17 protein-coding genes are annotated in these 19,215 nt (G+C 59.7%); 3 read left to right on the forward strand and 14 right to left on the reverse strand.

What is annotated here, in order from left to right; genetic code table 11:
- Positions 1 to 42 precede the first annotated feature (42 nt).
- The 3 genes from ADU59_RS02515 (at position 43) to ADU59_RS02525 (ending at position 3,880) form a co-directional block, all read left to right on the forward strand.
- On the forward strand, positions 43 to 843 hold the full coding sequence (locus tag ADU59_RS02515; protein ID WP_068951363.1) for an SDR family oxidoreductase: 801 nt from the start codon (positions 43 to 45) through the stop codon (positions 841 to 843).
- 126 nt (positions 844 to 969) lie between these two features.
- Positions 970 to 2,550 (forward strand): LTA synthase family protein, encoded by a 1,581-nt coding sequence (locus ADU59_RS02520; RefSeq protein ID WP_099050748.1) that lies wholly within the window; start codon positions 970 to 972, stop codon positions 2,548 to 2,550.
- A 31-nt stretch (positions 2,551 to 2,581) separates the two neighbouring features.
- A complete protein-coding gene (locus tag ADU59_RS02525; protein WP_068951367.1) occupies positions 2,582 to 3,880 on the forward strand; it encodes a capsule biosynthesis protein in 1,299 nt (432 codons plus the stop codon).
- Here the strand turns inward: ADU59_RS02525 and ADU59_RS02530 are convergent.
- The 14 genes from ADU59_RS02530 to ADU59_RS02595 all read right to left on the reverse strand — a co-directional run bounded on the left by ADU59_RS02530 (position 3,861) and on the right by ADU59_RS02595 (position 19,194).
- On the reverse strand, positions 3,861 to 4,577 hold the full coding sequence (locus tag ADU59_RS02530; RefSeq protein WP_068951369.1) for an acyltransferase: 717 nt from the start codon (positions 4,575 to 4,577) through the stop codon (positions 3,861 to 3,863). The two genes, ADU59_RS02525 and ADU59_RS02530, sit on opposite strands and share 20 nt — an antisense overlap.
- Positions 4,578 to 4,723: 146 nt before the next feature.
- Positions 4,724 to 6,067, reverse strand: a complete 1,344-nt coding sequence (locus ADU59_RS02535) for a KpsE/RkpR family capsule polysaccharide export protein (protein WP_068951370.1) — start codon at positions 6,065 to 6,067, stop codon at positions 4,724 to 4,726.
- Positions 6,068 to 6,727 carry an ABC transporter ATP-binding protein gene (locus tag ADU59_RS02540; protein ID WP_068951372.1) on the reverse strand — a complete coding sequence of 220 codons (660 nt, stop codon included), beginning with the start codon at positions 6,725 to 6,727 and terminating at the stop codon, positions 6,068 to 6,070.
- Positions 6,724 to 7,494, reverse strand: a complete 771-nt coding sequence (locus ADU59_RS02545; protein WP_068951373.1) for an ABC transporter permease — start codon at positions 7,492 to 7,494, stop codon at positions 6,724 to 6,726. Before ADU59_RS02545 ends, ADU59_RS02540 begins: the two co-directional genes overlap by 4 nt.
- Before the next feature lie 152 nt (positions 7,495 to 7,646).
- Complete coding sequence (locus tag ADU59_RS02550; protein ID WP_068952515.1) at positions 7,647 to 8,927, reverse strand: capsular polysaccharide export protein, LipB/KpsS family; 1,281 nt, start codon at positions 8,925 to 8,927, stop codon at positions 7,647 to 7,649.
- Positions 8,928 to 9,122: 195 nt separating this feature from the next.
- Positions 9,123 to 10,112 (reverse strand): KpsF/GutQ family sugar-phosphate isomerase, encoded by a 990-nt coding sequence (locus ADU59_RS02555; protein WP_083198097.1) that lies wholly within the window; start codon positions 10,110 to 10,112, stop codon positions 9,123 to 9,125.
- A 152-nt stretch (positions 10,113 to 10,264) separates the two neighbouring features.
- The gene (locus ADU59_RS02560) at positions 10,265 to 10,729 is read right to left on the reverse strand and encodes an RrF2 family transcriptional regulator (protein ID WP_068951377.1); all 465 of its coding nucleotides are present in this window, start codon (positions 10,727 to 10,729) and stop codon (positions 10,265 to 10,267) included.
- Between the two features lie 151 nt (positions 10,730 to 10,880).
- A complete protein-coding gene (locus ADU59_RS02565; protein WP_068951379.1) occupies positions 10,881 to 11,111 on the reverse strand; it encodes a hypothetical protein in 231 nt (76 codons plus the stop codon).
- Between the two features lie 499 nt (positions 11,112 to 11,610).
- The gene (gene secD, locus ADU59_RS02570) at positions 11,611 to 14,142 is read right to left on the reverse strand and encodes a protein translocase subunit SecD (RefSeq protein WP_068951381.1); all 2,532 of its coding nucleotides are present in this window, start codon (positions 14,140 to 14,142) and stop codon (positions 11,611 to 11,613) included.
- A 110-nt stretch (positions 14,143 to 14,252) separates the two neighbouring features.
- Positions 14,253 to 14,681 (reverse strand): hypothetical protein, encoded by a 429-nt coding sequence (locus ADU59_RS02575; RefSeq protein WP_139093133.1) that lies wholly within the window; start codon positions 14,679 to 14,681, stop codon positions 14,253 to 14,255.
- 149 nt (positions 14,682 to 14,830) lie between these two features.
- Complete coding sequence (locus tag ADU59_RS02580; RefSeq protein ID WP_068951384.1) at positions 14,831 to 16,441, reverse strand: 5-guanidino-2-oxopentanoate decarboxylase; 1,611 nt, start codon at positions 16,439 to 16,441, stop codon at positions 14,831 to 14,833.
- Positions 16,438 to 17,628, reverse strand: coding sequence for a pyridoxal phosphate-dependent aminotransferase (locus tag ADU59_RS02585; RefSeq protein ID WP_068951386.1), 1,191 nt, complete (start codon positions 17,626 to 17,628; stop codon positions 16,438 to 16,440). Before ADU59_RS02585 ends, ADU59_RS02580 begins: the two co-directional genes overlap by 4 nt.
- Before the next feature lie 55 nt (positions 17,629 to 17,683).
- On the reverse strand, positions 17,684 to 18,319 hold the full coding sequence (locus ADU59_RS02590; RefSeq protein WP_068951388.1) for a TetR family transcriptional regulator C-terminal domain-containing protein: 636 nt from the start codon (positions 18,317 to 18,319) through the stop codon (positions 17,684 to 17,686).
- A complete protein-coding gene (locus ADU59_RS02595; RefSeq protein WP_068951390.1) occupies positions 18,316 to 19,194 on the reverse strand; it encodes a dimethylarginine dimethylaminohydrolase family protein in 879 nt (292 codons plus the stop codon). Before ADU59_RS02595 ends, ADU59_RS02590 begins: the two co-directional genes overlap by 4 nt.
- Positions 19,195 to 19,215: the final 21 nt, after the last annotated feature.

Here is a 19,215-nt window from a genome sequence, read left to right on the forward strand (position 1 = left end):
AGCAGCCAGGCAAATTTCCATGAACCGAACCGGTCTTGCGGCATGACTCATGTGATCATTACCGGCGGCTCAAGCGGGATCGGTCTGGCACTCGCCCGGATCTATGCCGGCCGGGGTGCCCGTATCTCGCTTCTTGCACGAACGCTGTCGGTCCTTGAGGCCGTGCAAGGCGAACTTGCCAAAGACCATGGCGCAAGCACTGTCCGCATCGAAAGCACCGACGTTGCCGACGAAAGCCAGACTGTGGCGGCAATCCACAGGTGCGAAGAGGCCTTCGGCCCCTGTGATATCCTGATCACCTGCGCCGGCGTTGTCGAACCCGGCCTGTTCGAGGCACTTTCATCGGATGCATTCGACCGCCAGCTCCAGACAAATTTTTCCGGCAGTATTCATGCCGTCCGCGCTGTCTATGCCGGCATGAAGGCGCGGCGTTCCGGCAGGATCATGCTGGTTTCCTCCGGCGCCGGGCTCATCGGCATTCACGGCTATACCGCCTATTGCGCCTCGAAATTCGCCCTGCATGGCTTTGCCGAAGCGCTACGCTCGGAAGCCAGGCCGCACGGCATCCGCATCTCCGTCTGCTTTCCGCCCGATACCGAAACACCGCAGTTCACCCGCGAACTGGAGCACCGTCCGCCCGAAGCGGCGGTCATCATGGGACGTGTCGCTCCCTGGCCTGCCGATGCCGTCGCAAGCCGCATCGTTCGTGCCATTGATGGGGGCGAATTCGAGGTGTTTTTCGGCTGGACGCTGCGTGCGCTGGGGCGTTTCGGCTCGACCGTGAAGCCCTTTCTCAACTGGTGGTTCGACCGTGCCATCCAGCGGATCAGCCGCCACCCCTGAACGGGCATAGTCTGCTTGTATCCGCCGCCAATAGGATTTAAGTGTCGCTCAGTCGCGGTCGTCCATAAGGGCCGTCGGCAGACCAAAGATCGTGAAGGTATCCGTTTGGCGTTGACGTCACTCAACATCCATGACCATCCCGTGCCGCTGACCGTCTTCTGCTACGCCTTGGCCTGCTCGGTCATTTTGTTCACGGACAGATTTGCGCTGCCCAAGCGTGAGCAACGGAAAAACCGGCCTCCATTCAGCCGCAGGCGGGCCGCCGTGGATATTGTGGCGCGGCTTCCGATCATTGCCCTGGTCTTTGCGGGTTTCTTTTCGATCTCCTGGCGTCCGCTCTATGCCGGCGCCGGATCGATGAGCTTCTTCATCATCTTCACCGGCATATCGCGGGCGAAGTACAAGTTCATTCGCGAACCTCTGGTGTTTTCCGACATCGCCCTGGTGGCCGATGTCTTCAAATACAAATCGATCTTCTACGCGAACTCGCTCAACATCGTCTTCTGGATCGTCGCATTCCTGTATGTGTTCGGCGTCTCGGCTCTCTACATGTATTTCGAACCGAGCATCCTGCCGTCGCGCGACAAGCTCTTCTGGATCGCCGTCATGCTCATGGTGGCCGATCTTCCCTGGATTCTCCTGTTCTACGGCCCGGTCAACAGGCCGGTCGCGGACGCAGTGCAACAGCTTGTCGGCAAGCCGAACGTCAAGGTGAGCACAATCCGCTTCGGCACCTTCGCGTCCGTGGTCTTCCATTTCATTCTCTGGCTCGGCCGCCGGCGCGAGAAAATCGTTGCAGAACTGTCCGGGCGCTTTTTCGCCGCGGTGAAGGACCTGATCGGCCATGATGCCGACAACAAGGCACCGCTCGTCATCGTTTGGCAGTCGGAATCCTTTATCGACATGCGCCATTGCGGCGTGAACGACGTGAAGCTACCAACGATCGATCGGCTGCAGAAACTTGCCGTGCAATGGGGACGCCTCGCAACAGTCTTCGAGGGCGGCTATACGCTGCGAACGGAATTCGCGGTGTTGAGCGGACTTGTTCCCGACGATCTCCACATCGATGCGAGCTATCCCTATCTGCGGGCGAGCCATTACACCAATGTGGTCTGGCCGACGAAGCTGAAGAATGCGGGCTGGAGTACGCATTTCATGCATCCTTACGACCGGACATTCTTCCTGCGCCACAAGGCCATGCCGCAGCTCGGCTTCGAGAAGATGACCATGCTCGACGAATTCGGTCACGATCCGACACGCAACGGCCCCTATGTCTCGGACGCCGCATTGACCCGCAGGGTCATCGCCGATGTGGAAAGCCAGACGGATACCAAGGGCAGTTTTCTCTTTGTCGCGTCGATGGCCAACCATGGCCCCTGGGAGCCCAACCGTGTCGAGGGAATGACCGATCCCGTATCGATCTATCTCGAAATCCTGCAGCGGTCCGACAAAGCTCTCGGCACACTTGTGGACCATCTGAACAAGCTCGATCGCCCCGTGTGGCTGGTATTCTATGGCGACCATGCACCTCTGCTGAAATCCTTCGCCGACCCCTTCCCCGATCCTCGCACCGATTATTTCATCGTGCCCCTGGCTGCGGCCCGCAAGCCGCACCATGGCCCCGTTTTTCCACGCAACGAGGAGCCCTGGAAACTGCTGGAAGCGATGCTCAAGCATGCCAACCTGCAAAAGGACGACTTGCGATAGTGACTGCGCTGTTCCTTGAGGGTCTGTGACGATGGCTTTGCAAAACAGGCCGGAGCGGCGCGTCTTCCTTTTTCTACAGGGACCATCCTCCCCGATCTTTGCCAAGATCGCCGACCGGCTGGAGGCAAAGGGCCACCGCTGCCTCAGGATCAACCTCAATCCGGGCGACCAGATCTTCTGGCGGCGCAGGGGCGGATACAATTATCGTGGCCGTGGCGGAGACAACTGGCGCAACTATGCCGCCTCTTTCATGGACAGGCATACCGTCACCGACCTCATTCTGCTGGGCGAGGAACGGCCTTACCATCAGATTGCGATCGAGGTCGCCAGGGACCGCAATGTGACCGTTTCGGTTGTCGAGATGGGGTATCTGCGGCCGGACTGGCTGACCATCGAACGCGATGGCATGTCATCCAATTCGCATTTTCCCACCGATCCCGGGCAGATTGTCGACGCGGCGCGTACACTCCCTGAACCGGACTGGAACAGGCACTACACGCAGAGCTTTACCGCCGAAGCCGCCTATGACCTCCTCTACAATCTGCCGAACGTCTTTCTGTGGTTCCTCTTTCCGCATTACCGCCGCCATGCCCTGTTCCACCCGCTGGCCGAATATGCCGGCTGGGTGATGCGCCTGGCAGGCAGCAGGAAAAGGAACGCGGCCGCAACAGCCCTCATCGACGAATTGCTGGCGGGGAATGCCCCGTTTTTCGTTTTCCCGCTGCAACTGCAAACCGATTTTCAACTGCGCGCGCACTCACCCTACGACGACCAGCGCGAGGCGATCCGCCAGATTCTAACCTCGTTTGCCAGCCACGCACCGCGCGAGGCCGATCTCGTCGTCAAGATACATCCTCTCGACAACGGTCTGATCAATTGGCGCACCGTTGTCGAGAATCTGGCCACTCGGCTCGATATAAGCCAACGCCTGCGGTTTCTCGACGGTGGCGACCTCAACGCCTTGCTCAACAAAGGGGCGGGCGTTGTTACTGTCAATTCCACCGTGGGGCTGCATGCCTTGCAGCTGGACACGCCCGTGAAGGTGCTGGGAGCCGCGATCTTCGATATCGCGGGCCTCAGCGACCAGGCCGGGCTCGACCAATTCTGGAGTCATCCAACACCGCCGGAGAAATCGGTCCGCGCGGCCTTCTTCCGCTTGCTCGCCGCAGCAATCCAGGTCAGGGGAAATTTCTATTCGGCTGCCGGCACGGATGCCGGCGCGGATGCGATTGCCGAAAGACTACACAATCGTTCGGTCAATCAACCCGGTGCCTTCGTCGATCCGCCTCCGAGAAAAAGGCCGTCGAAAATCACTTCTCATCATCAATAACCGGCTCGGCGATGCGCCATGCTTCCATCTCATCCTGCGAAAAGCGACGCTTTCGTGCCCGGCTCCATGTGACACCACGCTTGACGACCGTTGCGGGCGTGCCGGCGAGAACGACACCACTTTCGCTGAATGCCTTGTTGACGAAGGACTTGGCACCCACGATGCAATCCTCCGGGATCACGGTTCCCTTGTTCAGAATAGAACCGAGCCCGACCCAGACATGATCACCGACAACGACAGGTGCTGCGCGATTGAGCCGGCGGCCGTCTCTTTTTCGGATCAGTGAATGGGAATCACTGGTGCGCACTTCGATCCCGCGAGAAAACATGCACCAACGCCCGATCGTCACATCACAGCGCTCTGTGCTGAGAACATAGACCGACTCGAACGTCGTCCCCTCACCGATGGTCACTGTCTGATTGCGTCCTTTAACGATCAGTTCGCCCGTCAAACGACAGTTTTCACCGATCAGGATGCGATTTCCGTGGCCACGAATGGTGATGTGGCCGGTGAAGGAGGACGTTTTCGGAAGTTCGATCCGGTTCTGGCTGCCATAAAGGCGGATTGTCGCAATCAATCGACCCTTTGCCTCGACATCATTGTCATGCCCCTGATCGAGCCGGATGGCGAAAGGTTTGAAGAAACGAACGCGCGGCAGCGATCTGATAAATCGGCTTGCTCTCAAAAAAAATTTCATTCTCAATACCGTCTTGCACGCCTCGTCCAATCCAGACGCTCGTACTCTCTGGACAAAGACGATGGCGTACCGTTCAGACCGGTCATATGCAACAGCCCTGAGACAAGGTCCATCCAACCTTGCTCATACGCAGTTTTCCGGTGAAATCAGGTCCGATCGCGGATATTGTAGTAGCCCATCACGAAGACAGCCCAGGCGAACAGCAGGCCCAGCGCCACCAGGAACGAATTGAGGAAACGCGCCGGATATTGCGCCATCTGGGAGAGCGATGGCTCTAGGAAGACAGCGAGATAACGCTGCTTGTTGCCTGCATCGATGCGGGCCTTTTCCAGGCTAGCCAAGGATGCGGTATAGGCACGCTCAGCAAATTCGCGCTCGGTCTCCAGCGCCTCGAACTGCTGGATTCGGCCCGCCACATCACCGTTGGCGCCCGGTTCGGATTCCGCTCCTGCATTTCCACTGCCCAGCCGCTGGCGTTCAGACGCGAGCTGTTCTCCGACGCTGGCAATGCGTGCCTTGAGCACGCGAATGCGCGGCGTGTCATCGCTCATCTGCGACTTTGCCGTTGCCAGATCGGCATTCATCTGCACGAGTTGCGCTTCCAATCCACCGATCAGCTGAGCTGCCAGCTTCGCGCCTTCGACCGGATCAACCTCCTGCGAAACATCGCGATATTCACGTACAGCCACCCGCGCCTTGGCGAGGCGGGTCTCCGCGAGATGCATCTCGTCCTGCGCGGCTTTCAGAACACCGTCACGGGCCGACGAGGACAGGTTGTTGATCAACGCATCGCTCTCCTCAAGAATGAATTTGGCGAGCTCCTGTGACTGCTGCGGATCGAATGCCTTGACCTGCAGCTGCATGATTCCTGAAGCATGATCGAAATTCACATCGACCATATTGCGCCAATAATTGAGCTTGTCTTCCAAGGGCAGGCCGCTGGCCATTCCATAGAAATAGTCGAAGCCATGTGGGGCATAGATTTTTTCGAGATCGAATTTCTTTTCGACGTCGACCAGCATTCTTTCGCTGCGGATAAAATCCATCAGGATGTAGCTGTCGGAGAGCGTGTTACCCGTCGATGCCTGGGTGAACATGCCAAGAATATCGGATGAACCGCTAGCCTCGATACTGCGGACAGAGAAGGATGCCGAACTATGATACTGATCCGAGGCGACAAATATCATGTAAAACGATGCGAGCGCTGCGGGAATTGCCACAAACGCCACAAAGCTGACAATGATCATGGCATGGCGCAACTTGATTGAACCCAGCCAGCCACGCTTGTCGACTTCCTGCGTGATGACCTTCTGGAACTTGTTGCGCGTCACCTCCGGCTTGGGCCTTGGCACCAGCATGCGGTCGTCGTTGCCCAGCAGCCCTTCAAGGAGATGCACGCTTTTCGACTTGACCACGTCCTGATTGATCAGCCGATCCACAGCGATATCCTTTCGCACAGCACGCGGGGCTGCATTCCTGATAATCGCCATCTACCGTTCCTTCATATTGCCATTGTGGGCGCGGATCGCATCCTCAATATCATCATAATAAGTTAATTTGCCATTTTCCATAACCACCCCGCAATCACAATAATCGCGAATGGTTGCCGTGCTGTGAGAAACCATGATCACGTCGGATTCCTGCAGCCGGCTGTCGAATACGACGCGGCACTTTTTCTTGAAATTCACGTCGCCAACGGCGGTGATTTCATCGACGAGATAGTAGTCGAAATTCACCCCCATGCTCAATCCGAAGGCAAGCCTTGCCTTCATACCCGACGAATAGGTTCCAACCGGAGCTTTGAAGAAGGGGCCAAGTTCGGCGAAGTCTTCGACATAGGCGATCAGTTCGCGCGTATCGACGCCATAGATGCGCGCAACGAAACGAACGTTCTGCTCGCCGGTCATCGTGCCCTGGAAGCTTCCCTGGAACCCCAGCGGCCACGAAATTTTCGCCCGACGGATGATCTTGCCGCTGTCCAGTCTGATGGTCCCGGCGATCAGACGCAGCAAAGTCGACTTGCCTGCACCATTGCGGCCAAGCAGGCCAATGCTCTTTCCTCGTGGCAAAACAAGGGAAACATGGTCGATAATCGGCTTGTTGATGCCCTTGGTTCGCGCGAACTTTGTCGCTTGCTCAAGCCTGATCATTCATTTCTCAACAAGGTGGAAGACGCAGAGAACAATAGCATTCCAAAAAACAATGTCAAAAATGCGAAAGTGTGAGCGTAGGACATGTCCAGATTGATGGCCCTGTATTCATCATAGAATCCCGTCCGGAAGAGCATGACCACATGAACGAGCGGATTGAGAAGAACGATCTCCCGATACGGATGCGGGATGGCATCGGGCAGAAAGAAAATACCTGAGATCAGATACATGGGTTTGCTGACGATGCTGAAAACCTTTTCGTAAAGTGGATACTTCACGAACATGACAGTGTTGATCAGCCCAATCCCAAGTCCCATCATGCTCCCGGCAAGGGCCGCTTCGAGTATCGGCGGCCAGGACACTTGCCCAGGCTCCCGCATCCAGGCAATGATTATGCCAAGAACGACAATACCGACCATGGCTGTCGTCCCGAGCTGCAGGAAATAGCGCGCGACAATGGTATCGATCGGCGCGACATTCGGATAGCTCAGCAGTGACTTGTTGGCTCTGATGGCACCATTCAGATAGGATACCATCGCCTGGTAGAACTGGAATGCGATATAGCCCGTTGCAAAGAACAACGGGAAACTGACGCCGAGGGCCGGCGCCCGGGCGATCGTCTGAAAGACGATCGAGAGCACCAGCACATGTGCGGCAGGATCCAGCAGCGCCCAGACGTAGCCGCCGGGCTTGCTGCCGAACCGTGCTTCCATTTCACGGATCAGCAAGGCGGCAACGACCCGCATATGTGTGACAACATGTCCCAAAGAACTGCTTTCTCCTACAACTGGACGCAAACGGCGCCACCCAGAGTTTTTTACGAGTCCAAGGGCACGATACTCTTGCGCTTGTCGGGCTCGTTCAACGCGGTCCGCGTTACAATCTGTTACCCATAAAGCCCATTTTCAAGCAAAAATCATCAAACCTGCTCTTTGTCGAATGGATAGAGGATGCGCCCGAGCAACCTGAATTTCGGGTTGGACAGCTCCCGGAAGAACTGAATGGGATCCGCCCGATAGTTCACCGTATCACGCTGATGACCAATTTTGGCGATGATCGGCGATACCAGGGGCGTCAGCAAATGCCGCCAGCCGAGGATGCCATAGGGGCCCCACGCCTGCCAGCGGGGGCCTGTGGGCTGGTACGGTTCGGCGGGAGCCGTCAACCTTGAGAAATGACGTCTTATCCCGTCAACCGTTTCCTCGAAGGACATTGGTTTGCCCGTTTGGGGATCGTAATATCGCGGGTATAGAAGATAAGAGCCGGCAAACAGGGCCTCGATCGTCAGTACTCGCCCACGGCGCGCATTGGGCTGGCGATCATCTGTCAGCCCCCATCCGGCATAGAACGGGCATCCATAGGCGGTAACCTTGATCCCTCTCAGCAATGCCTCGAAGCCAGCGAGAGACGTGATCGTGTAGACATGGTCAATCGTCTCGAAGGCCCGGGCCATTGGTAAAGGCTGCGTCAGGATCTGGCAGAGATGACGGACGTCTTGCGGGTCCGACTGCGCCAGGCGAACCCGGTTGAGAATGTCGGGATGCGGCTTATAGATAATCTGCGCGCCCGGGTTCTCCTGCGCAGCGAGCCGAACCAGATCGTTGTTGGAAATCGCTGGCAGGCAGCCGAACTGAATGGAGGCATCATCCTCGACCTGGCCGATCACCAGCACGCGCTTGCCGGATTTCGGACCATAGAGGTTTTCAATGTCCACAGCCGCATCGCTGTTGTACTTGCTGACGCCGGTCTCCAGCAAAAAGCGGATACCCGCCGCGGCCCGCGTCAAGAGCTCAGTATCCGCATCAAAGTCGTAAGTGGCGAGCAAGCGCTCCAGATCCGATGGTTCCCGGCAGTCGAAATAGGCGGTCCCGCTATCGAGAGCAAGGGATAGCGGGGGCGTCCGACTGGCATTGGCTTCCACAGAGCGGATGAATCCATCCTCGATGAAGAAGATCGGAATATCGTGCTCCGATGCAAAGGCACGCAGCCCATCGGGTGCCCTCAAACTCCAGACGAATATCTGAGGATTTTGTTCCTGAAGAATCCGCGTTGCCCATTCTTTCTCAAACTCATGCGCGCCGGCATACAGCGGCACGAACGTGAAGCGGCACTCTGGAAAATAACGCTGAAAGACGGCCTGCTTCCACCCGAAAATGTGGAACGCAAAAGTCGGAATCGCGCTTACCGTCACGCCGCGCATGTCATGTGCGTCATCGCTTGTCCGGTCCGGTTCCGAAAGCAAAGATCGATGCAGGTCAGCCAAAACTATCAGCTCTCAAGGCCGTTACTCCAGTTTCATGTGCCGGGAGCAGTGCGATATCGAGATACATTGCCATGCTGTGGATAACACCAGAGGGTCGGTCGCGCTTCAGGCAGCCGTGCCCGGCAGGTCCATTCACGCAACGCCGGCGCGCAACAGATCATGGATATGCAGTATACCACTCGGGAGAGCGAGGTCATCCACCAAAAACAGCACGGTCACTTTCTGCGCCTGCATGATTTCCATTGCAGCGCTTGCCAGCACACTGCCCTTGATGACACGCGGGTTGTGCGACATGACCGCATCGACCCTCTCAAGAAGCAGGTTATTCGACATATGCCGCCGCAAATCTCCATCGGTGATCACGCCTGCGAGCTTACCCGCCGCATCGACAATGCCAACGACGCCGAAACCCTTGGACGACATCTGAAGAACGGCGTCCGCCATCGGACTGCCGAGAGGCAGCAGCGGGATGGCTTCGCCTGTATGTGCAAGCTCCTGGACCAGAAGCAGCTGCGAGCCAAGTTTACCGCCGGGATGGAACGTCTTGAAATCCTGCGCTGAGAACCCGCGCCGTTCAAGAAGGGCAATCGCCAGCGCATCCCCCACGGCCAGCTGCAGCATTGCCGATGTCGTCGGCGCCAAACCGTGTGGACAGGCTTCCTGAACCTTCGGCAAGGTGATAGCGACACTGGAATTGCGCGCCAGCAGGCTTTCGCCATTGGACGTGATCGAGACGACAGGAACATTGAAACGCTTGGCATAGGCCAGCATGTTTCCAAGCTCGACGGTTTCGCCGGACCACGAAAGAAGAATGAGAAGGTCTTCCGAGGTGATCATACCGAGATCGCCATGGCTGGCTTCCGTCGGATGCACGAAATAGGCGGAAGTTCCGGTCGATGCCATGGTCGCGGCAATCTTGCGGCCGATATGTCCGCTCTTGCCGACGCCGGAAACAACGACGCGGCCGCGGCCACGTGCGATCAACTCGACGGCATCGACGAGACTACGCGAAAGAACCGGATCGACGGCAAAGCGGGCAGCAAGCGCACTGATCCCCTCGACGGTCGTGGTGATCGATCGTCCGAGCGATTCATACACGGTCCGTTCTTCCGGGGTGTTCATATCGACTTGCCTGAGACCCATCATTTCCGCTCCAAAACCGTGGTTAGGTACCCGCCTATAGCCGGAGCGCCTTCAGATCAAACCAAAACGGCCAAATTGCGCGCATTCCCGGCAATTCGGCCTGATAAACACGACAAACAGATCTGCTGACGTCAGCTGGCGCGCTTCGTCACAATGTCGTCGTCCGCGAGGATCGACTGGCCGGGATTGCTGACGAAGGCTTCCAGTGTCATCGTGTCGAGAATATCGGCAATGGCATCGCGAACGGTGGTCATCGAACGGCGAACTTCGCAGGTGTCCGGATCGTTGCAATCGTCGCAGACCTCGTAGGCCGTGCGGCTGGCACAGCGGATCGGCGCCAGGGGGCCGTCCAATGTGCGCACAACCTGACCGATGCGGATTTCCGATGCCGGACGCGACAAGGAATAGCCGCCGCCAGGCCCTTTCTTCGAACGCAGGATGCCAGCGTTACGCAATTCCAACAGAATTGTGTCGAGGAACTTCTTCGGAATATTGTTGCGGCTCGCGATTTCGGTAATAAAAGCGGTCTCGCCCGGATCAAGCCGGGCCAGATCGACCAAGGCCTTCAATCCGTATTTTCCCTTTTTCGTCAGCATCGCAGTTCGCTCTTTTCACAAATAGGCGCAGAAAACGGCGCCTACCTGTCGATTGCCATCACATAACCCGGCATATCACATGAGAAGCCGTGCCAATATACCGATTTAGTGAAAAGATGGCCAAACTGCGGTTTTCACGCATTTTTATGGCTTACGCAGCAGCGTATGCCGGCAATGTGTCAGCAGATTGCGACACCGGCCGCCGAACGCCCTGCGAAACCATCAGCTGACGCACCGCCGTCCTTGCCTCGTCGGCAGAACGGAAGTGCCGCGAATCGAGATCCCAGACATGGTACTTCACGGCAACGAACTTCAGCCGGCCTGCATCCGGGACGACGACACCGACAGCTTCTCCGCCGAATTCTATAACCTGCTTGTTCATGGAATACGCTCCTTCCGCGCCCAGACGCGGATCATTCAAAATTGTGCAAAACTCAAGGAAAGGACTGCTTGGAATTCACATTCGCCAGAATGTACGAATGCAAAGGTCTTTCGTTGCGCGACAATAGGAATGCGTGCCGCGGAAAGCAGCGATGCGGGCATTGTCAGACATGGCTCTCTCCTTCGGCAAAGGCCCGGTCGGATGCTCTCCGGGCGCGTTACAGGTATCCACTCTGGCTCGTCCCAGCAGCGGATAATTACAAAATAGAATAGACCACCAATTCAGTCAATTAAAATTGGCGTCACACGAAAAATAATACTCTTTCTTTCACCATTCTCGACAAATGCAGCAGAACATATTCGATAACTGCGACATCGTAGAATGACGATCTAATTCCGAGCACCATCTTCCGTTCGTCCGTGGACACTATGTAAGCCTTTCATGGGACGAAAAAAGGGCAGCCGAAGCCGCCCTTTCGATTCTTCCGCTGTTGGGCCCGTCAGCTCTTGGCCAACTCGCTCCCCGGAGCGCGGGTCGATTCACGATCCTTCCACCAGCGGCTGAGGAAGAGCAGGATCGGGCCGCCGATATAGATCGACGAGGTTGTCGCGACGATGACGCCGAACACCATCGGCCATGCGAAGGGCTTCACCGGATCGCCACCCCAGATCGCCATCGGCAGCAGCGAGGCGAGGATGGCGACCGAGGTGAAGATGCATCGCATCACCACCTGGTTGATCGACAGGTCGATCAGGTCGGAGAAGGGCATCGACTTGTACTTGCGCAGGTTTTCACGCATGCGGTCGTAGACGACGACCTTGTCGTTGACCGAATAACCGATCAGCGTCAGCACGGCAGCAATCGCCGTCAGGTTGAAGTCGATCTGTGTCAGCGCGAAGAAGCCGATCATTTTCGTAATATCGAGAATCAGCGTCACGATCGCACCCACCGCGAAGTGCCACTCGAAGCGCCACCAGATATAGAACAGGATCGCCACCATCGCGAGGCCGACGGCAAGGAAGCCCGAGCGTGCCAGTTCCGCACTGATGGTCGGCCCGACCACTTCGGTGCGCTCGAAAGCCGCGCCGGGAATGGCCTGGGTGACCGCATCCTTGATTGCGTTCAGAGCCACCGTCTGTTCCGCTTCACCGCCCGGTTGACGCTGGACGCGGATCAAAACCGACTTGCCCTGATCGAAATCCTGGAGCGCCACTTCGCCGATGTTCAAATCCTCGAGCTTGGGCCGCAGTGCCGCAAGATCGAGCTGCGCCTCGGACGTTGCCTCGACCTGGATACCGCCGACGAAGTCGATGCCGTAGTTCAAGCCGGGCGTAAAGAACAGCACGATGGAGCTGATCGACAGGAACGCCGACATGCCGATCGCAACGTAGCGGCCGCGCATGAAGGAGAAGACCGGGATCGCCGGAACCTTGCCGAAGATCGAATGGATTTCGATCTTCTTCAGTTTCTGGCGCACGACCATCTGGTACATCATCAGGCGCACGACGGTGATCGAGGTGAACATCGAGATCACGATGCCGATCATCATGGTGACGGCAAAGCCGCGCACCGGGCCGGTGCCGAACATGAAGAGCAGGATCGTACCGACCAGGGTCGTCACGTTGCCGTCGACGATTGTTGCGAACGCCTTGTTGAAGCCGACGTCGAGCGCCTTCATCGCGCCTGCGCCAGCCGCCGTTTCCTCCCGGATACGGGCGTTGATCAGAATGTTGGCATCGACCGCCATGCCGATACCGAGGATGATACCGGCGATACCGGGAAGCGTCAGCGTCGAGCCCAGCATGCCAAGCACGCCGATCGTCAGGATCGTGTGCAGGACGAGGCCGATATTGGCGATTACGCCCCAGGACGTGTAGAGCACCAGCATCATGACGACGACGGCGGCAAAACCGGCAAGACCGGTATAGATGCCCATGCGGATCGAGTCGGAGCCAAGGTTCGGACCGACGGAACGCTCCTCGATGATGGTCAGCGGTGCCGGCAGAGCGCCCGAGCGCAGCAAGGCCGAAAGAACGGTTGCTTCCTGGGCGGTGAAATTGCCGCTGATCTGGCCCTGGCCGCCGGGGATCGGTTCGTTGATGCGCGGCGCTGTCAGGACCTTGCCATCCAGCACGATGGCGAAAGGCAGGCCGACATTGTCGCGGGTGATTTCAGCAAACTGGCGGGCACCCTGGCTGTCGAAGGTAAAGGAAACGATCGGCTCGTTGGTCTGCTGGTTGAAGCCGGCCTTGGCGTCGGCAAGCCGCTCGCCGGAGATCGCCACGCGGCTTTCGACCGCATATTTGGCGCCGTCATTGGCGCCCGGTAGGATATCGACGCCGCGCGGCGGTGTCGTCGTGTTCGGATCGACCGAGGTGTCGACCATGTGGAAGCTCATCTGCGCGGTCGAGCCGAGAAGCTGACGCAGGCGCGTCGGATCCTGCAAGCCCGGCAGCTGGACGAGAATGCGGTCCGAGCCGACGCGCTGGATCAGCGGTTCGGCAACGCCAACCTGGTCGACGCGGCGGCGGATGATTTCAAGGCTCTGGTCGACGGCAGCGGTCATCCGATCGCTGAGGCCCGCCTCCGTCAATTTCACCGTGATCGTATCGTCGGCGGTCGAAACCTCGATGTCCGAGCTGGATGTGCCGAAGCCGAGCGTACCGACCGGCGCAGCAAGCTGCTGGATCTTCGGCAAAACGCGCGCGCGGTCCGCCGGATCGGCGATCTTGACCGCGATCGCGTCGCCGGCGATGCGGGCGGACGATGTCTGCAGCCGCTCCGTGCGAAGCGCACCGCGGATATCGTCCAGAAGCGTGTTGAGACGAGCCCGGCGCAGGCCGGCCGCATCGACTTCCAGAACCAGATGCGATCCACCCTTCAGGTCGAGCCCGAGCGTGACCGGCTTGACCGGCAGGAAGGAGGCGTATTGCTGCTGGATAGCCACCGGCAGAACGTTGGGAAGCGCCGCGAGGATTCCGAAGAATACTATCGCGACATAGGCCAGAATGGCCCATTTCGAAGTGCGCATGTTGAGGTTCCATTATAGCCCGCGACCATCCGGCAAAGCCGAGGGTGGCGGGTGTGATGCATAAAGATAAAGTCGCGCCGATGCGCAAAGACTGTCCGCAAGAACAGCCGTCAGGCGGAAAACGCCGGAGGTCCACGGACACGGACGGTATCGCCGCGCGCACCGGCTACCGCAGCCTGCGGAAAAGCCGAAGCAGGCATGCCGCCATAGGACAGAGCGACAAGGAAAACTGCGGCCGGCAGAACGAAAGGCCCCGGCCCACCGGAAGAAGCCTTGCCATCCGAACGATCCGTGGTGAACCGCAGATCGGCCACCGGAAAGGCGCGCACGATGTGGCGGGAAAGAGCCGTATCGGAGGTACCCGTTTCCGGAATGGAAACGTTGCCAGCGCTCTGCTGCGCGGAAAAGCGCGACGAGAAAACCTGCGCCGAAGCGACGAACTGCATGGCAAGCGCGGCGGTCAGAATCCACAGCACGGCAAAAAGCCTGCCTGCCTGACTGCGATCGATCCTGTTGCCGTTCATGCCCATAGGGGACATCGCCCTTCCCGTTGGCGGGCAGTTTTCACTGCAAATCGCCGAACTGCGCGCCGATTCAGCGCGCAAGCGGGCCTAAAAACCATTGCCGGCCGCCAAAGTCAAATCTTACCATCTGTCAGGCCCGTTGAACATCCTGGATGCCGCCGCTCTCAAGCGGTCACGCCCGCAGTGCGTGTCTGGTGGATTTCGATCAGCGACGGACCGCCGCGTTTGCAGGCCTCCGTCAGTGCCGCCGTCAGATCGCCGACTTTCGAAAGCCGCACGGCAGGCACGCCATAGGCGCCGGCGGCGAGCAGGAAATCGGGTGCTGACGGCTTGACGCCCTCCGGCGTGATGCCGGATTCGACCATATAGGCTTCGATCTCCTGATAGCCGTCATTGTTCCAGACGAGGAAGATGACATTGGCATTGATATCGGCGGCCGACCCCAGTTCCGCCAGCGAGAACTGGATGCCTCCGTCGCCGACAAGGCAGATGACCGGCTTGTCCGGATCCGCCACAGCTGCCCCCACCGCTGCCGGCGGGGCATAACCGAGCGCGCCAAAACCGGTTGCCGAGTTGAACCAGCTCTTTGCCCTCGGGGCGTCGCAGTAAAGGTTGCCGGCATAGACGGCCTGGGTGGAATCCCCGACGATCGTGGCATCCGGTAGAGCCTGATAAATCGCATCGATCACGGCGATCTCAGCGCGCATCTTTGCCGTCAGCTCGGCCATGGCCGTCTTTCGCGCCGCCGCCGCGCGTTCCTTGCCTTTATTCGCCGGCTTGGCCGTGAGGAACGCCAGAATACCAGCTGTCGCAGTCTTGGCTCCCGACAGGATCGACAGTGCCGCATGCGGTCCCCGCGCCAGCTGCGCGGCATCGATGTCGGTGCGGATCAGGTTGCCGAGGATCGGAAATCCGCCATCGGCATACATATCGTAATCGGTCTGGCCCATTTCCGTGCCCAGCGCGATGACCAGATCAGCATCGGAAATCAGCGAACGAACAGCCTTGAGGCTGGGGCTTGCCGGAACCCGGAGCGGATGGCCCGCCAGCATGCCCCGCGCATTGACGGTCATCACCACGGGCGCCCCGATGCGCTCTGCCAGTTCCTGGATTTCCGCTTCAGCGGTAATCGCGCCGCCGCCGCAGATGATCACTGGGCGGCTGGCATCACCGCAGAGAATGGCGGCCTTCTGCAGCGTCTCGGCATCGGCCCTTGGCCGCGTCGCGGTGGCTTTTCGCAGTGGCGGCATGGCGATCCGCGCCGTCATCACGTCGGTCGGAATTTCGATATGCACCGGGCCGGGCCGGCCAGAGGTGAGGATGGCAAAGGCGCGCTCGATGAGCGACCCCAGATCGGCCGGATTGAGCAGCGTCTGCGAATAGAGCGCCAGCGTCTTGATCATGCCGTGCTGGTCGGGCAGTTCGTGCAACAGGCCGCGCCCGTGGCCGAGCGAATCGCGCCGGTTGACGCCGGAGATCACCAGCATCGGGATGGAATCCTGCCGTGCCTGCGCCATCGCCGTGATCGTGTTGGTGAGCCCCGGCCCGGTGATGACCAGCGCCACGCCCGGCTTGCCGCTGACACGGGCATAACCGTCGGCCATGAAGCCGGCACCCTGTTCGTGGCGCGGCGTCACATGGCGGATCTTCGAGGCGGCAAGGCCACGATAGAGCTCGACGGTGTGGACGCCCGGAATGCCGAAGACGACTTCGACGCCGTTGGCCTCGAGCAGGTCGACCAGCACTTCTCCGACGGTTTTCATCTCTTCGCTCATGCCCGGCGCTCCTTGGGCGCCAGAAGCCGGATCGCCAGCCTGGTGATCCGCCCGCAGGCTTCGTCGATCACCGCATCCGGAACCGTCAGGCTGACGCGCACGAACGAGGCCGCCTCCACACCGAAGGACGACCCCGGCATGACCGCGACGTGTTCGTCCTCCAGCAGCATCCAGGCAAAGGCCTCCCCCGTCAGGCCGGTGCCGGCCACATCGATCAGGATGAACATTCCCGCTTCCGGCGGCAGCGGCACGATACCCGGCACATTCGAAAGCCCCTGCACGATCCGCTCCGCCCGCGCCTTGTAGGAGGTGCGCATGGCAGCGGCCGTGCCGATCTCATGCGTCAGCGCATAGGCTGTCATGTCGGCGATGAACGGCTGGACACCGAACAGCATGGTTTCGGAAACCGGCAGCAACCGGCTGGCAAAGTCCGCCGGCCCGATCGCCCAGCCGCTGCGGAAACCGGGCGCCGCGTGGGATTTGGAGATCGACGAGACGACGATGGTCCGTTCGGCAAGGTCAAGATTGTCGAAGGGCGAGGCAAAGGTGCCGCCGAAGATCAGTTCTTCGTAGACCTCGTCGCAGACGATCCAGAGGTCGTGCTTGCGGCAGACCGCGCCGATATCGGCGATCTCCTGCGCGGTCAGCACGGCCCCGGTCGGATTGTGCGGCGTGTTCAGCAGCAGTACCCGGCATTTCGGTGTGACCGCCTTTTCCAGATCGGCCGCCTGCATGTGGAAACCATGTTCCGGCTTCAGCGGCACCGTCACCCGATGCGCACCGGTCGACTGGATGACGCCGTCATAGGTGGCGTAGAGCGGATCGCCGACCAGCACGCCGTCGCCAGCCTCGACCAGCCCCAGCATCACGGCGAACAGCGCCGTCTGCGTGCCTGGAAAACACAGTACGTTTTCCGCCGTCACATCCGGGCGCCGCTTGGCGTAGCGCGCCGTCAGTGCGTTGACCACCGAGGGCTCGCCGCGACCGTTGGAATAGCGGTAACGTCCCGCATTCATCGCCCTCTGGGCTTCTGCGAGCAGCGCCGGATCCGGCGGCATGTCCGGCTCGCCGATGGTCAGCTGGATGATGTCGGTTCCCGTTGCCTGCATCTGCCGCGCGCGGATATGCAGCGCCCATTTCTCGGAACCGAGATCGGCCAGGCGGTCGGTGATCGATGAGTAACGCATGGGTGTCTCCTACCCTCAGTCAAATTGGTGTGGCATCTCTGCCCTGTTCCGACCGCTATGCGGCGGCCGTGTCTTCATCCCCACCGAGCGGCAGGCCCAGCAGCGCCTCGATCGACGACAGGGCGATCGCCACCAGCTCCGCCTCCTCGAAGAGTTCGCCGGCAAGGCAGCCTTCCAGCCAGAGCCCATCGATCATGCCGTTGATGGCGATTGCGTGGCGGCGGCAGTCGGCTTCGCCGGCAGCACGCCCTTCCGCTTCCAGAAAATCGCGGATCAGCCCCTGCAGATCATTGCGAAAGCTTAGATAACCCTCGCGGTGGATGACAGCGAGTTCCGGATCCACCCGGACCTGGCTGATGAACGAGGCCCAGAGCGACAGGCTGCGATCATTGGCGACCGGAGCCGTGAGGTTGAGCGTGATGAACCGTCTCAGCCGCGTTTTCGGATCGCCGTCGATATCGCCCGCTTTGGCGGCGAAGGTGGCGAGAACCGTACGATAGGCCTCCTCCACCATCTGGTCCTTGGAATCAAAATAATGCCGGACCAGCCCCGCCGTCACCCCGGCGCGGATGGCGATCTGGCGAACCGTCGCGCCCTTGAGGCCAAGCTCGGCGATCGTATCGAGAGTCGCCTCGATCAGCTCCTGCCGCCGCTCCCCTTCCGGTGCGCGATGGAATGTCCGGCGGTTCATTCAGCCCGCCGCAGAACCGGCCGCGTCAGGCATGTCGGGCCGCCTTCGCAGGCGATGCAAAGCGCATCGGCCTCGAAGGTCTCGACCGTGCAGCCGGCCGCTTCCATCGCCGCCCTGGTCTTGGGGAAACCCGCCACCATGATCACTTCGTTCGGCCGGACCGGCAGAACGTTGAGGCTGAGGCCGTTGCTGGCATGGAACTCGTCGGCCGGCGCCTCGATCAGGGTGATGCCCCATTCCTTGAGTAACTGGTAGAACGACGCCGGCAGGAGCGGCGCAAAGACCAGCGCCAGATCGCGCGACAGCGGGCTCATCACCGACATCAGATGCAGGCAGGCTTCCTCGCCCTGCCAGAGCGGCAGGTCGTAGCCGAGCACGGTGATGCCGTGCGGATCGAGCATTTCGGTGAGCTGGGAGATGCCTTCCTCGTTGGTCCGCACGCCACGGCCAACCACCAGCGTCTCGGCGTCCAGCCAGATGCAATCGCCGCCCTCGACCGTGCCCGGCGCGACGATGCGGCCGAGGATCGGGATGCCGGCCTTCTTGTAGGCTGCCTCGTGCAGCGCCGTTTCGCCGGCACGCAGCGGCTTGCCCATGCGCAGAAGGATGGCGCCATGGTCGGACATCAGCGACGGATCGTGGGTGAACATGGCGTCGGCGAGACCGTCGCCCTTGTCCTCCAGCCAGAGGATTTCGGCGCCGGATTTCTCCACCAGACGGGCGAATTCCACATATTGCCGCACGGCCTTCTCGCCATCGAAGGTCGGCCCGTAATGCCATTTCGCAGGATCGGCGGAGGCAAGGCTTGCGCCCGGCCGGCGCATCAGCACACGCTTCAGATTGGCCGACATCTCCTGCGAACCATAAGCCGTCATCGTCTACTCCTGCTGGAAATT

Origin of the sequence: Pararhizobium polonicum (genome assembly GCF_001687365.1) — a bacterium.
Classification (GTDB): Bacteria; Pseudomonadota; Alphaproteobacteria; order Rhizobiales; family Rhizobiaceae; genus Pararhizobium; species Pararhizobium polonicum.

What these genes read in the sequence shown, in the direction of transcription:
- ADU59_RS02515 (WP_068951363.1), top strand. Translation starts at nt 43, where the DNA reads ATGACTCATGTGATCATTACCGGCGGCTCAAGCGGGATCGGTCTGGCA.
- ADU59_RS02525 (WP_068951367.1), top strand. Translation starts at nt 2,582, where the DNA reads ATGGCTTTGCAAAACAGGCCGGAGCGGCGCGTCTTCCTTTTTCTACAG.
- ADU59_RS02530 (WP_068951369.1), bottom strand. Translation starts at nt 4,577, where the DNA reads ATGAAATTTTTTTTGAGAGCAAGCCGATTTATCAGATCGCTGCCGCGC.
- ADU59_RS02535 (WP_068951370.1), bottom strand. Translation starts at nt 6,067, where the DNA reads ATGGCGATTATCAGGAATGCAGCCCCGCGTGCTGTGCGAAAGGATATC.
- ADU59_RS02540 (WP_068951372.1), bottom strand. Translation starts at nt 6,727, where the DNA reads ATGATCAGGCTTGAGCAAGCGACAAAGTTCGCGCGAACCAAGGGCATC.
- ADU59_RS02550 (WP_068952515.1), bottom strand. Translation starts at nt 8,927, where the DNA reads ATGCGCGGCGTGACGGTAAGCGCGATTCCGACTTTTGCGTTCCACATT.
- ADU59_RS02555 (WP_083198097.1), bottom strand. Translation starts at nt 10,112, where the DNA reads ATGAACACCCCGGAAGAACGGACCGTGTATGAATCGCTCGGACGATCG.
- ADU59_RS02560 (WP_068951377.1), bottom strand. Translation starts at nt 10,729, where the DNA reads ATGCTGACGAAAAAGGGAAAATACGGATTGAAGGCCTTGGTCGATCTG.
- ADU59_RS02565 (WP_068951379.1), bottom strand. Translation starts at nt 11,111, where the DNA reads ATGAACAAGCAGGTTATAGAATTCGGCGGAGAAGCTGTCGGTGTCGTC.
- secD (WP_068951381.1), bottom strand. Translation starts at nt 14,142, where the DNA reads ATGCGCACTTCGAAATGGGCCATTCTGGCCTATGTCGCGATAGTATTC.
- ADU59_RS02575 (WP_139093133.1), bottom strand. Translation starts at nt 14,681, where the DNA reads ATGTCCCCTATGGGCATGAACGGCAACAGGATCGATCGCAGTCAGGCA.
- ADU59_RS02580 (WP_068951384.1), bottom strand. Translation starts at nt 16,441, where the DNA reads ATGAGCGAAGAGATGAAAACCGTCGGAGAAGTGCTGGTCGACCTGCTC.
- ADU59_RS02585 (WP_068951386.1), bottom strand. Translation starts at nt 17,628, where the DNA reads ATGCGTTACTCATCGATCACCGACCGCCTGGCCGATCTCGGTTCCGAG.
- ADU59_RS02590 (WP_068951388.1), bottom strand. Translation starts at nt 18,319, where the DNA reads ATGAACCGCCGGACATTCCATCGCGCACCGGAAGGGGAGCGGCGGCAG.
- ADU59_RS02595 (WP_068951390.1), bottom strand. Translation starts at nt 19,194, where the DNA reads ATGACGGCTTATGGTTCGCAGGAGATGTCGGCCAATCTGAAGCGTGTG.